Below are 14,923 nucleotides of genomic sequence, written 5' to 3'. Positions count from 1 at the left end.
ATGAGCCGTTTTCATAAAGTAAAAATCAAGAGCATCGTCCGCGAAACCCCGGACTGCGTGAGCGTATCCCTGGACGTGCCCGCCGACCTACGCGAGACGTTTAAATTCACCCAGGGCCAGTACCTTACCTTCCGCCGCGAACACGAGGGCGAAGAGTTGCGCCGCTCCTACTCCATTTGCAGCAGCCCGCTTGATAACGAGTGGCGCGTGGCCATCAAGAAAGTGCCGGAAGGCCGTTTTTCCTCGCTGGCCGTGGAAAAGCTACGGGTAGGTGAAGAGTTGGAGGTGATGCCGCCCATGGGCCATTTCTACACGGAGTTGCATCCTGATCAGCAGAAGCTTTATGTGATGTTTGCGGCGGGTAGCGGCATTACGCCGGTGATGTCCATCATCAAAACGGTGCTCCTGACGGAGCCTAACAGCCAGGTGTACCTGATTTATGGTAACCGCGGCCGCAACTCCATAATTTTCAAGGAGGAAATTGAGGCTCTGAAAAACAAGTTTGTTAACCGCCTCAGCGTCTACCACATCTTGAGCCGTGAGCAGGGCGACACCGACCTGCTATTCGGCCGCATTAACGCCGAGAAAGCCCGCCTGTTTTTGCAGAAGATTGTGCCTGCCCGCGAAATTGACGAGTGCTTTATCTGCGGCCCGGAGGAGATGATCAACGATGTGAGGGACGTACTAACCGAAGCGGGAGTAGCTTCTGAGAAAATTCACTTCGAGATGTTCACCTCGGCTGGCTGTGCCCAGCGTGCGGCTGCTCGCCAGGCCCAGCGCCCCGCCGGCGAAGATGACAAGCACAGCCAGGTTACCGTGCAGCTCGAAGGCACGAAGCGCATCCTGGAAATGTCGTACTACGGCGACACCATTTTGGATGCCCTGCTAGAGACCGGCGCCGATGCGCCCTACTCCTGCAAAAACGGCATGTGTAGCACCTGCCGCTGCCGCGTGACGGAAGGCACCGTAGAAATGGATGTGAACTACTCTCTATCCGACACCGAAGTAGCTAAAGGTTACGTCCTCTCCTGCCAGGCCCGCCCTACCTCGGAGAAAGTAACCGTCGATTTTGACCAGTAAGCAGCCTAGTATTAGATTTTACTAGCCCACTTAGAACTTTAGGAGTTAGAACCCAAACTTTTCTCTACATTTAACTAACGAATGTTAGTTAAGCTTTGTTAAAGAGGCATGGAAACGCTAGAACTCACCCAGGAAGAACAGTTTCAGGCCCGTATTGATGCGGATGTGCGCATTGAGCCCAAAGATTGGATGCCCGATGCCTACCGCAAGACCCTCATTCGCCAGATTTCGCAGCACGCGCACTCTGAGCTGGTGGGTATGCTGCCAGAAGGCAACTGGATTACGCGGGCTCCTTCGCTCAAGCGCAAGTCCATCTTGCTGGCCAAGGTGCAGGACGAAGCCGGCCACGGCCTCTACCTGTACTCGGCTGCTGAAACCCTAGGCACTTCCCGCGACCAAATGCTGGCCGACCTGCACTCCGGCAAAGCCAAGTATTCGAGCATTTTCAACTACCCGACCCTGAGCTGGGCCGATATGGGCTGCGTGGGCTGGCTGGTAGATGGTGCCGCCATTCTGAACCAGGTGCCGCTGTGTCGTACCTCGTATGGCCCGTATGCTCGCGCTATGGTGCGCGTGTGCAAGGAGGAAAGCTTCCACCAGCGCCAGGGCTTTGAAATCATGCAGACCTTATGCGAGGGCTCACCGGAACAAAAGGCTATGGCGCAGGAAGGCCTTAACCGCTGGTGGTGGCCCACGCTGATGATGTTCGGCCCGAAGGATTCCGAGTCGCCTAACACGGCCCAGTCGATGAATTGGCGTATCAAGCGCTTTACCAACGACGAGCTACGCCAGAAGTTTGTGGACATGATGGTACCCCAGGCCGAGTTCCTGGGCCTTACGGTGCCCGACCCCAACCTGAAGTGGAATGAAGCCAAGCAAGGCTACGATTTCGGCGACGTGGACTGGGAAGAGTTCTGGAACGTGGTGAAGGGCAACGGCATGTGCAACAAAGAGCGTTTGCAGGCCCGCGTACAAGCCCACGAAGAAGGTGCTTGGGTACGCGAAGCGGCCTTGGCCCACGCCGAAAAACGCAAGCAACGCGAAGCCGTAGCCGCGTAGCCCGTTCTGAATTACCCGTTCTGCTGAGCTTGTCGGAGCATTTTGCTTGAGTTTGCGGAGTTCCCACCCAACTCCAGCTCGCGAAATGCTCGGATAAGCCCAGCAGAACGGCCCATTTTACTAGGTGCCTGAACTCCTGGAACCCTAAGCTCCCAATACTCCCGAGAAATGACGCAAAAAGAATGGCCGCTGTGGGAAGTTTTCATCCGCAGCAAGCAAGGCCTCGACCATAAGCACGTGGGCAGCCTCCATGCCGCCGACGCTGAAATGGCCATCCAGAACGCCCGCGACGTGTACACGCGCCGCCTCGAGGGCGTCAGTATCTGGGTAGTGGAGTCGACGCACGTGCACGCCTCTAACCCCGATGACGCGGCTGCGTTCTACGAGCCAGCCAACGACAAAATCTACCGCCATCCGACCTTTTACCAGGTGCCGGATTCCATCAAGCACATGTAATGATGACGGACTCCACGACGCCCGCGCAAGTCGCCGCCGCTGCTACTACCCCCGAAATGCAGGCGAACCTGTTTTCCTTTGTGCTGCAGCTAGCCGATACCAGCCTGATTTTGGCCCACCGCCTCTCGGAGTGGTGCGGCCACGGCCCTATTCTGGAGCAGGACTTAGCCATGGCCAACATTGCCTTGGATTTGCTGGGAGAAGCTCGTAGCTACTATCAGTACGCGGCAGAGCTGGAAGGCAAAGGGCGCACCGAAGACGATTTGGCTTACCTGCGCAGCGCCGTGGAATACCGCAACCCGCTACTTGTGGAGCAGCCCAACGGCGACTTCGCCAGCACCATCGTACGGCAGTTTATCTACGACTGCTTCCACTACAATTTGCTGCTTCAGCTGAAATCGGGCCCAGATGCGCACCTAGCGGCCATTGCCGAGAAATCGGTGAAGGAAGCGGCGTATCACATCAAGTGGAGCTCTGAGTGGATCATTCGCCTAGGTGACGGAACCGAGGAAAGCCGCCGCCGCGTAGAAAAAGCCATTGATAATTTGTGGCGCTACTCGGGCGAGCTTACTACCCCTTCGGCCACCGAGAAGGCCCTGCAGGCAGACGGTTTCGTGCCTGACTACGCGGCGCTTCAGCAACAGATTGACGCCCACGTAGCCCGCGTGTTTGACGAAGCCACCTTGCCAGTGCCCCAAGGCGTGTTTATGCAGAAAGGCGGCAAAGAGGGTCGCCACTCTGAGCACTTGGGCTACTTGCTGGCTGAGCTACAGTACCTCCAGCGTACGTATCCCGGTTTGCAATGGTAGAGCACCTAGCGGCACCGACTGAGGAGCACATCTGGCAGCTGCTGGAAGAGGTTTCCGACCCGGAAGTGCCCGTGCTCAGCATCCTGGACCTGGGCATTGTGCGCGCAGTGCGGGTAGAAGGTGAGGAAGTGCATGTAACCATCACGCCCACCTACTCTGGCTGCCCGGCCATGAACGTAATTGCCACCGAAATTCGGCTGCGCCTGCTCTCGGAAGGCATTACCAAGGTGCACATCCATAACCAACTCAGCCCCGCCTGGACAACCGATTGGATGAGCCAGGCCGGCCGCGAGAAGCTCGAGGCCTATGGTATTGCGCCACCTGTTGATGGCACTGCTACGGGCCACATGCTCAACCTTTTCGGCAAAGACACAGCCGTACGTTGCCCGCTCTGCAAGTCCGAGAACACGCACTTGGTTAGCCAGTTCGGCTCTACCGCCTGCAAAGCTCACTACCAGTGCGACGACTGCCTTGAGCCCTTCGATTACTTTAAATGCCATGCGTAACTTGAGTCGATACGCATGAACGTCCTGCTGAGCTGGTCGAAGCATCTCGCGCGCTGCTGGTGCTAGGCCAGTTGGTTAGTCAGAGGTAGAGATGCTTCGACCAGCTCAGCAGGACGGACGATTTTGTTCTCTCCCACCCTACTACTCATGTCCGATACTCCTTCCCTACTTTTCTCGATTGATGGTGGCGTAGCTACCATTTGCTTCAACCGGCCCCAGGTTTTCAATAGCGTAAACAAAGAGGTAGCCTTGGCGCTGCAACAGCATCTGCGCGAGTGCCAACAAAACCCAGAGGTTCGCGCCGTGCTGCTTACTGGCACCGGCAAAGCCTTTTGTGCTGGCCAGGACCTAGCAGAAATCACCGGCCCCGATAGCCCAGAAGTAGCCGAGATTGTAGAGAAGTTGTACAACCCCATTGTGGAGCTGATTCGGGCCTTGGAAAAACCCGTAGTGGCGGCCGTGAATGGCGTGGCGGCCGGTGCTGGTGCCAATCTGGCCCTCGCCTGCGACATTGTGGTAGCCAAGGAATCGGCTTCATTTATTCAGGCGTTCAGCAAGATTGGGTTGATTCCGGACAGTGCGGGCACCTACTTTCTGCCGCGCCTGATTGGAATGCAGCGCGCTTCGGCCCTGATGATGACCGGCGACAAGGTTTCGGCCACGGAAGCCGTGCAAATGGGCATGATTTACAAGACCTTCCCCGACGACGTATTCGAGCAGGAAGCCCAGGCCCTGGTGAAGAAGCTAGCCGCCATGCCAACGAAGGGCTTGGCGTATACCAAGCAGCTGCTGAACGTATCGTTCAGCAACGACCTGACCCAGCAGCTACGCTACGAAGCCGACTTCCAGCTCCGCGCCGGCAGCACCTCTGACTACCGTGAGGGGGTAGCGGCCTTTATCGAGAAACGTCAACCTAGCTTCACGGGCCAATGATTATCGGCATTATCGGGAGCGGAGCCATGGGAGCCGGCATCGCGCAAGTGGTAGCCACCGCAGGCCACACCGTCCGTTTGCTCGACCAGAATACGCAAGCATTACAACGCGCCGGCAAGTCTATCCAAATTGGCCTGGATAAGCTGGCGGAAAAAGGCAAACTCACGGTTGAAATGGCGGCGGCCATCTTCACTCGCCTGCACCTGACGGAAGATATCGGCACTTTTCAAGATTGTGAGCTGGTGTTGGAAGCTATTGTGGAGGATTTGAGCGTGAAGCAGCAGCTGTTCCGGGAAGTGGAAATGCTGGTGTCAGATGCTTGCATCTTAGCCAGCAATACGTCTTCGCTGTCTATTGCTTCTATTGCCGCGGCCTGCCAGAAGCCGGAGCGGTTTATCGGCATTCACTTCTTCAACCCAGCGCCCATCATGCAGTTGGTGGAGGTGATTCCGGCGGTACAGACCCGGGCTGGGCTGGCCGAACAGGTGCGCGACCTAGTACACAGCTGGGGTAAGCTGCCGGTACTCACCAAGGATACACCGGGCTTCATCGTGAACCGGGTGGCGCGGCCGTTTTACGGCGAGGCGATTCGGGTGCTGGAAGAAGGCATTGCCGATATGGCGACCATAGACTGGGCCATGACCGAGCTGGGCGGTTTCCGCATGGGGCCGTTTGCCTTGATGGACTTTATTGGGCACGATGTCAACTACCGCGTTACGGAGTCTGTTTTCACGTCGTTCTTTTTTGATCCGCGCTACAAGCCGTCCTTTACCCAGAAACGGTTGTTTGAGGCCGGCTACTACGGCCGTAAGTCGGGCCGCGGCTTCTATAGCTACGCCGCTGATGCCGTGCAGACCGCGCCAACCCGCGACGAGACCCTAGGTCGCGTGGTGCTAAACCGTATCCTAGCCATGCTCATCAACGAAGCTGTGGATGCCCTGGCCCTGAACGTCGCCTCGAAAGAAGACCTGGAACTAGCCATGACCAAGGGGGTAAATTACCCCAAAGGCCTGCTCGCGTGGGCCGATGAGCTAGGACCCGAAACCGTACTTCGGACCCTCGACGACCTCTATGAGGAATATCACGAGGACCGCTACCGCGCCAGCCCGCTCCTCCGCCGCATGGTGAAGGCCGGCCAGACTTTCTTTCAGCATGAGCCAGCTGTCAGCCGCTAACAGCCAAGCCGAGGCCGTAAAGGACCGCATGCTGCAGCACGATGCCTTCAGCAAACTGCTAGGCCTGGAAGTAGATGAAACCGGCCCGGGCTACTGCCGCCTCCACTTTACCGTGCGCCCCGACATGCTTAATGGCTTTGCGGCGTTGCACGGCGGCGTTACGTTTTCCGCCGCCGACTCGGCGTTTGCCTTTGCCTGCAACAGCCACGGCCGCCAAAGCGTGGGCCTCACCGTCACGATTGACTACCTAGAAGCCGGTAAGCTCGGCGACGTCATTACCGTGGAGGCCCGCGAAGAAAGCCTCAAGCACAAAGTAGGCGTGTATCAGATCCGGGCCACCAACCAACACGGCGTGGTACTAGCCCTCTTCAAAGGCACAGCCTACCGCACGAGCCAGGAAATATTATAAAGATGAAAGAACGTCATGCGGAGCTGGTCGAAGCATCTCTATCTCCGGCTAGCTTCATAAAGCCTGCAACGAAGCGGTAGAGATGCTTCGACCAGCTCAGCAGGACGTTCTAAAATTGAGAAAACACCTCATGAACCAAGCGTATATAATTGACGGCATCCGGACTCCCATTGGCAACTTCGGTGGTACGTTGTCGGCTGTTCGCCCCGATGACATGGCGGCCCTTGTACTCCAGGAACTGCTGAAGCGCAACGCCTCCGTTGATCCGGCTGCCATTGCTGACGTGATTCTGGGCTGCGCCAACCAAGCTGGCGAGGACAACCGCAACGTGGCCCGCATGGCCCTGCTGCTGGCGGGCCTGCCGACCTCCGTGCCCGGCGAAACCGTGAACCGCTTGTGTGCCTCCGGACTTTCGGCTAGCATTGCTGCCGCCCGTGGCATTCAGAGCGGCGACGGAGACCTGTTTATCTCGGGCGGGGTAGAGAGCATGACCCGCGCGCCCTACGTCATGTCGAAGCCTACCAAAGCATTTGGCACTGATTCTAAAATGTACGATTCCAGCTTCGGCTGGCGCTTCGTCAATCAGCGCATGGAAGAGCTGTACGGCATCGATGCCATGGGCGAAACGGCCGAAAACCTCGTGGACCAATACCATATCAGCCGCGAAGACCAGGACCAGTTTGCCTACGACTCGCACCAGCGCGCCGGCCGCGCCCGCGACTCCGGCCGCTTTGCTGAGGAAATTGTGCCCGTTGCTATTCCTCAGCGGAAGGGCGAGCCGCTGCTGTTTTCGGAGGATGAGTTTATCAAGTCAAACACTACCCTCGATGGGCTGGCCAAGCTCCGCCCTGCGTTCCGCAAGAACGGCTCCGTAACGGCCGGCAACTCCTCGGGCCTGAATGATGGCGCGGCGGCCTTGCTGCTGGCTTCGGAAGCAGGTATCAAGCAACACAACCTTACCCCACGGGCCCGCATCGTAAGCATGGGGGTAGCAGGCGTAGAGCCGTGTACCATGGGCATCGGGCCGGTGCCAGCCTCGCAACTGGCCCTGAAAAAGGCGGGCTTAATACTCGACCAAATCGACCTAATAGAATTCAACGAGGCCTTTGCCGCCCAAACACTAGCCTGCATCCGCGGCCTGGGGTTGGAAGGTAACGACCCACGCATCAACCCCAACGGGGGTGCTATTGCCCTAGGCCACCCCCTAGGCATGAGCGGCGCCCGAATCCTAAACACGGCCGCGCTGGAGCTGCACAAGCAAAACAAACGCTACGCTCTCATCACCATGTGCGTGGGCGTGGGCCAGGGCTATGCGGCTATCATCGAAAAGGTGTAATGCAGAACTTTGGGTAGCTGAGCACCCACTAAACGCTGGTTACGGCGGCGCTTGCGTTCCTACCCTCCTCTCCTCTTCAAACCTCCTAATTCCCTCCCGACCGATATGACTCCCACCCTCGAAAACTACGCTCTGGGCCGCTGGATGGCTGGCTCGGGCGAGCAGCAAGAGCTGTACGATGCCTCTACCGGCGAGGTCGTTGCCATTGCCAATGGCGAAGGTCTCGACTACGCGGCCATGTTCGATTACGCCCGCCGCACCGGCAACCAGGCCCTGCGCAAGATGACTTTCCATGAGCGCGGCCGCATGATTAAAGCGCTTGCCCTGTACCTCGACAGCAAGAAAGAAGACTTCTACACGCTCAGCTACCGCAGCGGTGCCACCCGCGCCGACTCCTGGATTGACATTGAGGGGGGCATCGGTAACCTGTTTGCCAACGCCTCCCTGCGCCGCAAATTCCCCGATAAGCCATTCTACGTGGAGTCGGACCCGATTGCGCTGTCGAAGGCGGGCAATTTCATGGGCCACCACATACTGGTGCCGAAGGAAGGCGTGGCCGTGCACATCAATGCCTACAACTTCCCCATTTGGGGCATGCTGGAGAAGATTGCCGTGAACCTACTAGCCGGCATGCCGGCCATCGTGAAGCCGGCTGTTCCCACAGCATACTTAACTGAGGCCGTTGTACGCGAAATCATTGCCTCCAAAATTCTGCCGGAAGGCGCGTTGCAGCTAGTATGCGGCACCGGCCAGGGCATCTTGGACCACGTGACGTATCAGGACGTGGTGACCTTCACGGGCTCGGCGGAAACCGGTCGCAAGCTGAAGGCGCACCCTCGTATTGTGGCCGAAGCCGTGCCGTTTACAATGGAAGCCGACTCGCTGAACGCGGCGGTGCTAGGGCCGGATGCCGTGCCGGGCACCGTAGAGTTCGACTTGTTTATCAAGGAAATCCGGAAGGAAATGACGGCAAAGGCGGGCCAGAAATGCACGGCCATTCGCCGCGCTATTGTGCCTGAAAACCTGCTCGAAGACGTACAGATTGCCCTAGGCAAGGCCCTGGCCCAAACCACCGTTGGCCATCCGCAGGCCGAAGGTGTGCGCATGGGCGCCCTCGTGAACATGACGCAAGCCAACCGCGTGCGAGAGCAAGTGCGGGAGCTAGCCAAAAATACGCCTATCGTGTACGGCGACCTAGACAACGTGCAGGTAATTGGCGGCGACTGCAAAACCGGCGCGTTCATGTCGCCGATTGTGCTGCTGAACTCCGAGCCGTTTAAGTACACTGACTCGCATGAGGTAGAGGCTTTCGGGCCCGTTGCTACCCTTATGCCGTACAAAAACCTCGACGAAGCCATTACGCTCTCCAACATGGGCAAAGGCTCGTTGGTGTGCTCGGTGGCTACCAACGACCCACGCACAGCCCAGGACTTTGTGCTGGGCGCCGCCACGCACCACGGCCGCATCTTGGTTATCAACGGAGAGGTAGCGAAGGAAAGCACCGGCCATGGCTCACCCCTCCCCTTGCTGATTCATGGCGGCCCCGGCCGCGCGGGCGGCGGACAGGAAATGGGCGGCATGCGCGGTGTAGAGCACTTTATGCAGCGCGTGGCTATTCAGGGTTCGCCGAGCATGATTACGGCCATTACGGAAGTATATCAGCCCAAAGCCAAGCAGATTGAGAAGGACAAGCACCCCTTCCAGCACTACTTCGAGGAACTGGAAATTGGGCAGACGTACACCACGCACCGCCACACCGTAACGGAGTCGGACATTACCAATTTTGCACAGGTTTCCGGCGACAATTTCTACGCTCACGTTGATGCTACGTCGTTGGAAGGAACACTCTTCACGGGCCGTGTGGCCCACGGCTATTACATTCTGAGCAAAGCCGCCGGCATGTTCGTGGACCCGCGCAAAGGGCCCGTTCTGCTGAACTATGGCCTCGACGAGTGCCGCTTCACCAAACCCGTGTACCCGGGCATGACCATTGGCGTGAAGCTGACCGTGAAAGAGAAAATAGGGCAGGAAAAGCGTGACGCTGAAGACGTAGCCAAAGGCATTGTGCGCTGGCTGGTAGATGTATCGGATGAAACCGGCGAAACCGTAGCCGTAGCCACCATCCTGACAATGGTCAAGAAAAAGAACCAGGAATAAAGTAAGCCCTAGTTACTAGCTCCCCTCCTCAGATGAGGAGGGGTTGGGGGTGGTTGACAATCGTTGTTTACCCAGCCGGTCATTCCTCAACTCCCCTCGGAATGACGATCAAGTATAGGTTGTTCTAGGCCAAGTCAACCACCCCCAACCCCTCCTCTTCTGAGAAGGGGAGCTAGTTTGTAACTATAGCATCTAAACAACTCACCTCCATGAATACCGATACCCTAGCCGCTGGCCGCGTTGAAACCACTCTCGATGCACAAGGCATTGCCACTATCAGCTTCTTTCATCCCAGCCACAACTCCCTGCCTAGTGCGCTGCTCACGGAGCTTGCCGAAACAATAACAACCGTAGGTCAGAACGCGTCGGCTAAGGTTATTGTGCTGCGCAGCGAAGGCAGCCGCACATTTTGTGCTGGCGCCAGCTTCGATGAGCTGATTGCCATTGAAGACGAAGCGCAAGGGCTGGCGTTCTTCTCGGGCTTCGCGAAGGTGATTAACGCTTGCCGCACCTCGCCTAAAGTCATCATTGGCCGGGTGCAGGGCAAGGCGATTGGCGGGGGCGTGGGCGTAGCCGCCTCTACGGATTACTGCTTTGCCAGCGCCCAGGCCTCAGTGAAGCTAAGCGAGCTGGTAGTGGGCATTGGTCCGTTTGTGGTAGGGCCGGCCGTGGAGCGCAAAATTGGCGTAGCCGCCTACGCGCAGCTGACGCTGGATGCTGCCGAGTTCCGCTCAGCGGCTTGGGCCCAAGAGAAAGGCCTGTACGCCGAACTGTTGGATACCGAAGAAGAGTTGGATGCGGCAGTGCAAGCCTTTGCTACTAAGCTGGCGGCCTACAATCCGGAAGCCCTCACAGATTTAAAGCGCGTTATTTGGGCCGGCACCGAACACTGGGACCAGTTGCTGGTAGAGCGGGCGGCCATCAGTGGCCGGTTGGTGCTGTCGGAGTTCACCCGGAAAGCCATTCAGCACTTCAAGAGCAAATAGGACCTAGTCTTGCTTACTAGCCTCACAACAACGAGAAAGCCCCGTCACCTGCCAAGAGGTGACGGGGCTTTGTTTTACTACAAGGCCTAGTATTCGGCCAGTTGCTGATCCAGGTAGCACCAGGCCCACTGCTCGCCGGGTTCAGCGGAGGTGACTACCGGGTGCTGGCTGGCCTGAAAATGCCGGGTGGCGTGCTGGTTCGGCGACGAGTCGCAGCAGCCGACGTGGCCGCAGGTTTGGCACACGCGCAGGTGCACCCATTGGGAGCCCATGGCTACGCATTCGGGACAGACGTGCTCAGTGGGTGCTGGCAGCACCGTTTCAACTGCTTGCAAATGAGAACAGAGAGCCATAGCCAGTTAAGGAAATCAGGTGAAAAAACTCGTTAGCTTTCTACTATTTCGGTGACAACGCGGAGAGCGCCGCTGGTCAGGGTTTTCTGGACAGGGCACTTTTCGGAAATGGCGTGCAGGCGCTGGCGCTGCTCAGCGGAAAGCGGACCTAGCAGCAGCAGTTCCTTGCGTATTTCTTCCAGCATCTGGCCCGGCTGTTCACACTTATCGCAATCTAGGCGGTGCACGCGCTGGTGACTCAGCCGGACTTCAATACCTTCGAGCGGCCACTTTTTCTGGGTGGCATAGAGGCGCAGGGTTATGGCCGTGCAGGCACCTAGCGCCGAGAGTAGCAAGTCATACGGTGTCGGCCCACTGTCGTGCCCGCCTACCGCTACTGGCTCATCAACAAAGTAGGTATGCCGGCCGGCCTGAATTTCGGCTAGCAGGGCTTCGGCACCTACTTTCACCACGACGGTGGCCGAATTGGGAGTAGCAGCTTCTGGGTTCATGGCGTACAAAGGGCTAGGAAAACTTCTACTATCGGCGGGGCAGCGCATAGCTCATCTGGCAGCCGAACTCTATTGCGCTAATAAGCTACAAATCTGCCTCCACACTAACCCCAGGCCAAGCTTAACGTCCGTCGCGAGATGGGGGCAGGTCCAGGTTGAATTGGATGTCGCGCATGCAGCGGAAGTGACCTTGCGGGCACTTGGCATAGCCAATTTTTGAGCACGGCCGGCACGGTAAATCTTTCACCTCCAGAATGCGAAACTCTGTGCGGTAGGGGTACATGCCAAACTCCGGCACCGTGTTGCCCCACACGCTGAATATCTCCTTGCGGAAAGCAGAGGCAATGTGCATCAGGCCGGTGTCGTGGCTGACTACAAACCTGGCCTGCCGCACCAAGGACGCCGACTGGTTAAGGTTGAATTTACCGCAGGCGTTAAAAATGATTGTGCGGGCTTCGGGCGCCTCGGTAGGCCTAGGGAAATAATATGGGCTTTCCGGAATGCGGCCCGGCGCGGGCGGAGAGGTTGCTACCTCGTTGTCGAAGGCCAACTCAATGACGTGGCCGGTACTTTCATCCTCGGGGCCACCTAGCAGCACTACGGGCTGGCGCAACAGGCCGCAGAGCTCAATAATCCGCTCAACGGGCAGGCGCTTGGTGGCATGCTGGGCTCCAATAGCGAAGGCCACGTAGCCCTGCTGAAAACTGATAGGTAGGGTCGTGCTCAGGTCTACTTCATCCTTGGCCGGAATAAAGTAGTCTAGCCCTTGTCCGTCGTTCTTTACCCCTAGCGAAGCCGCCGCCGCCAGGTACCGGTCCACGATGTGCACGCGCGGCAGGGTGTTAATCTTCAGATTCACGAGCAGCCACTTGCGCCAGTTCAGCTTATCAAACGACGCCGATTTTACGCCGAGTTGCGCTTTAATAAGCGAGGTGCGCAGGTTATGGTGCAAATCTACCACGAAGTCAAACTGCTCAGCCTTCAGCTCGGCTACCAGCTCCTGCAACGAGCCAGTGAGGCAATGCACCTTATCGATGTAGGGATTAGGCTCGAGGAAGCTGCGGAAGCCGGGCTTGGTAGCAAAATGCACCTGCGCGCCCGGCACCTGTAGTTTCAGGCACCGCACTACAGGCGTCGTCAGGACAATGTCGCCGATGGAAGAAAAGCGCAGAACAAGGATTTTCATACGGGTGAGCTGGTTTCAGGGGCCAGTTGCTAGTGGTACGTTACCAGGTTCACAAGAAGCCCGGTAGCGTGCCATTGGCAACTGGCACCTAAAAACTGGTTATCCAAACAACGAATCCTTGAACTCCAGTGGGGGCTTAATACCGGCTTTGCGCTTGGCAAAGTACTCGGCAGCCTCCGCAGCCGATTTAGTATTAAACGTCATGGCCTTGGTGAGGCCGCCTTTGCGGCCCATCAGCACGCCGTAGCGCATGTCGGCGTAGCCGTTGGTGTGGTGTGCGTCGGGATTGATGCTGAGCTGCACGCCCTGGTCGAGGGCGTAGCGTACCCAGCGCCAGTCGAGGTCGAGGCGCCAGGGGTTAGCGTTGATTTCGATGATGACGTTGTGCTGAGCGCAGGCATCAATAATGGTTTTGTGGTCGAGCGGATACCCTTCGCGGCGCAGCAGCAGGCGGCCGGTGGGGTGGCCCAGCATGGTGGTATAAGGGTTTTCCACGGCGCGCAGCACCCGGGCGGTGGCTTTGCGCTCATCCATTTTCAGGTTGGAGTGCACCGAGGCCACAATGAAATCGAAGGTTTCGAGCACCGCGGGGGGATAGTCGAGGGAGCCATCGGAAAGAATATCTGACTCAATGCCTTTGAAAATGCGGAACGGCGCCAGCTCCTGGTTGAGCTCCTCAATCTCGCGCTGCTGCTGGCGCACGCGCTCCGGCGAGAGGCCGTTGGCGTAGTGCGCCGCCTGCGAATGGTCGCAGATGCCGAGGTATTCGTAGCCTTGGTCGCGCAAGAAGGTGGCCATCTCGCGCAAGGAGTGGCTGCCGTCGGAGTAGGTGCTGTGGTTGTGCAGGGAGCCACGCAGGTCGGCATCTTCCAGCAGCTGAGGCAGCTTGTTTTCGCGGGCCAGCTCTAGCTCGCCTAGCCCTTCGCGCAGCTCGGGCTCTACGTACTGCAGCCCAGCACGCTGGTAGGCTTTCTGCTCGGTAGCAAACCGCTCCCGCTTTAGCAGCTGGCGGAGGCTAGTAGGTTGGCCGGGGCGGGGCTCTTCGGTCAGAGGGCCTACTAGGTGTGCTTCGGCGGCCGAGTGCAGCAACAGTTGATTGGTGAAGTTTTCGGGTGACACCAGCACTACCTCTACCCTAACTCCCGAAGGAGTAGCTACCCCGCGCCACGCATAGGGGCCGCTGCGTTTGGGGTCGGGTGAAAGACCATCAAAGGAGTTCAGAAGCTCGTGCACCCGCGCCGGCTGGGTGGTTGCGGCTACTACCGTTACGGCTTCAATGGTTTCGAGGCGGCGGCGCACTTCGCCGGCTACGGCTGTTTGCGCTACGCCGGCCAGCTCGCCAATACGCCGGGCTAGGTCTTCGGCCAGTTCCTCGGCTTGCGGGTACAGCAGCTTGCCGCGGCTTTGGCTGGTGAATTCCAGGGCCGCCAGAATGGAATCCTGGGTTTTCTTGCCGAAGCCTTTGAGTTTGCTTACTTCATCGTTTTCGGCAGCTTCGCGCAGTTGCTCGGGGCTTTCAATGCCTAGCTCTTTCCACAAGCTCCGGATTTTCTTGGGACCAATGCCTTTCACGCTCAGCAGCTCCACTACACCAGGCGGCGTGATGCTGAGCAGACGCGTCAGTTCCTCAAACGAGCCCGTATCGAGCATTTCGGCTACTTTGGCGGCGGCGGTTTTGCTGAGGCCGGTGCGGTCGGGCAGGCCGTGGCGCTCCAGCGTAGCCACGGGCACACTCAGCTGCTCCAAGGCATTCACGGTACCCTCATAGGCCCGAATCTTGAAGGGGTTTTCCTCGTGCAGTTCTAACAGCTGGGCGGCGAGGCGGAAAGCTCGGATGAGGGCGCGGTTATCCATAGGGGGCAAAGGTAGCGTGTAGGTGGTGCTTTTGGGAGTTCAAGAGGAATTGACCCTAGCCCGCAACCATTTTGCTTACATTGGGTGCCATAAGCCGGGTCAGCCTTCCTTGTGCAGGTACGCAAGCCCTTCC

15 protein-coding genes are annotated in these 14,923 nt (G+C 58.1%); 11 read left to right on the top strand and 4 right to left on the bottom strand.

The features are described from left to right. From paaE to ACYVGU_RS18020, 11 genes are all read left to right on the top strand, one after another. Positions 1 to 1,080, top strand: coding sequence for a 1,2-phenylacetyl-CoA epoxidase subunit PaaE (paaE, locus tag ACYVGU_RS18070; protein WP_460623191.1), 1,080 nt, complete (start codon positions 1 to 3; stop codon positions 1,078 to 1,080). Positions 1,081 to 1,188: 108 nt separating this feature from the next. After that, entirely contained in the window at positions 1,189 to 2,139 is a 951-nt protein-coding gene (paaA, locus tag ACYVGU_RS18065; protein ID WP_460614028.1) for a 1,2-phenylacetyl-CoA epoxidase subunit PaaA, read from the top strand. 168 nt (positions 2,140 to 2,307) lie between these two features. After that, positions 2,308 to 2,595, top strand: coding sequence for a 1,2-phenylacetyl-CoA epoxidase subunit PaaB (gene paaB, locus ACYVGU_RS18060; protein WP_460614027.1), 288 nt, complete (start codon positions 2,308 to 2,310; stop codon positions 2,593 to 2,595). Next, a complete protein-coding gene (gene paaC, locus ACYVGU_RS18055) occupies positions 2,595 to 3,404 on the top strand; it encodes a 1,2-phenylacetyl-CoA epoxidase subunit PaaC (RefSeq protein WP_460623190.1) in 810 nt (269 codons plus the stop codon). The genes paaB and paaC overlap by 1 nt, the downstream gene beginning before the upstream one ends. Then, positions 3,398 to 3,910 (top strand): PaaD family protein, encoded by a 513-nt coding sequence (gene paaD, locus ACYVGU_RS18050; protein ID WP_460623189.1) that lies wholly within the window; start codon positions 3,398 to 3,400, stop codon positions 3,908 to 3,910. Before paaC ends, paaD begins: the two co-directional genes overlap by 7 nt. A gap of 147 nt (positions 3,911 to 4,057) precedes the next feature. Beyond that, positions 4,058 to 4,843, top strand: coding sequence for an enoyl-CoA hydratase-related protein (locus ACYVGU_RS18045; protein WP_460623187.1), 786 nt, complete (start codon positions 4,058 to 4,060; stop codon positions 4,841 to 4,843). Beyond that, a complete protein-coding gene (locus tag ACYVGU_RS18040) occupies positions 4,840 to 6,018 on the top strand; it encodes a 3-hydroxyacyl-CoA dehydrogenase NAD-binding domain-containing protein (protein ID WP_460623185.1) in 1,179 nt (392 codons plus the stop codon). The genes ACYVGU_RS18045 and ACYVGU_RS18040 overlap by 4 nt, the downstream gene beginning before the upstream one ends. Next, the gene (gene paaI / locus ACYVGU_RS18035) at positions 5,996 to 6,427 is read left to right on the top strand and encodes a hotdog family protein (protein ID WP_460614022.1); all 432 of its coding nucleotides are present in this window, start codon (positions 5,996 to 5,998) and stop codon (positions 6,425 to 6,427) included. The genes ACYVGU_RS18040 and paaI overlap by 23 nt, the downstream gene beginning before the upstream one ends. Before the next feature lie 130 nt (positions 6,428 to 6,557). After that, the gene (gene pcaF / locus ACYVGU_RS18030) at positions 6,558 to 7,763 is read left to right on the top strand and encodes a thiolase family protein (RefSeq protein ID WP_460614021.1); all 1,206 of its coding nucleotides are present in this window, start codon (positions 6,558 to 6,560) and stop codon (positions 7,761 to 7,763) included. Between the two features lie 105 nt (positions 7,764 to 7,868). Next, the gene (gene paaZ, locus ACYVGU_RS18025; protein ID WP_460614020.1) at positions 7,869 to 9,920 is read left to right on the top strand and encodes a phenylacetic acid degradation bifunctional protein PaaZ; all 2,052 of its coding nucleotides are present in this window, start codon (positions 7,869 to 7,871) and stop codon (positions 9,918 to 9,920) included. A gap of 209 nt (positions 9,921 to 10,129) precedes the next feature. Then, positions 10,130 to 10,906, top strand: coding sequence for an enoyl-CoA hydratase/isomerase family protein (locus ACYVGU_RS18020; RefSeq protein ID WP_460623184.1), 777 nt, complete (start codon positions 10,130 to 10,132; stop codon positions 10,904 to 10,906). 86 nt (positions 10,907 to 10,992) lie between these two features. Here the strand turns inward: ACYVGU_RS18020 and ACYVGU_RS18015 are convergent, their stop codons facing one another. The 4 genes from ACYVGU_RS18015 to ACYVGU_RS18000 all read right to left on the bottom strand — a co-directional run bounded on the left by ACYVGU_RS18015 (position 10,993) and on the right by ACYVGU_RS18000 (position 14,790). After that, positions 10,993 to 11,259 (bottom strand): UBP-type zinc finger domain-containing protein, encoded by a 267-nt coding sequence (locus ACYVGU_RS18015; protein ID WP_460623183.1) that lies wholly within the window; start codon positions 11,257 to 11,259, stop codon positions 10,993 to 10,995. Between the two features lie 32 nt (positions 11,260 to 11,291). Further along, positions 11,292 to 11,750 (bottom strand): OsmC family protein, encoded by a 459-nt coding sequence (locus tag ACYVGU_RS18010; RefSeq protein WP_460623182.1) that lies wholly within the window; start codon positions 11,748 to 11,750, stop codon positions 11,292 to 11,294. 121 nt (positions 11,751 to 11,871) lie between these two features. After that, positions 11,872 to 12,936 (bottom strand): glycosyltransferase family 9 protein, encoded by a 1,065-nt coding sequence (locus tag ACYVGU_RS18005; RefSeq protein ID WP_460623181.1) that lies wholly within the window; start codon positions 12,934 to 12,936, stop codon positions 11,872 to 11,874. Between the two features lie 99 nt (positions 12,937 to 13,035). Next, the gene (locus ACYVGU_RS18000) at positions 13,036 to 14,790 is read right to left on the bottom strand and encodes a helix-hairpin-helix domain-containing protein (protein ID WP_460623180.1); all 1,755 of its coding nucleotides are present in this window, start codon (positions 14,788 to 14,790) and stop codon (positions 13,036 to 13,038) included. Positions 14,791 to 14,923 lie beyond the last annotated feature (133 nt).

The organism is Hymenobacter tenuis (genome assembly GCF_054780495.1).
This window is presented reverse-complemented; position numbering and strand designations above follow the sequence as displayed.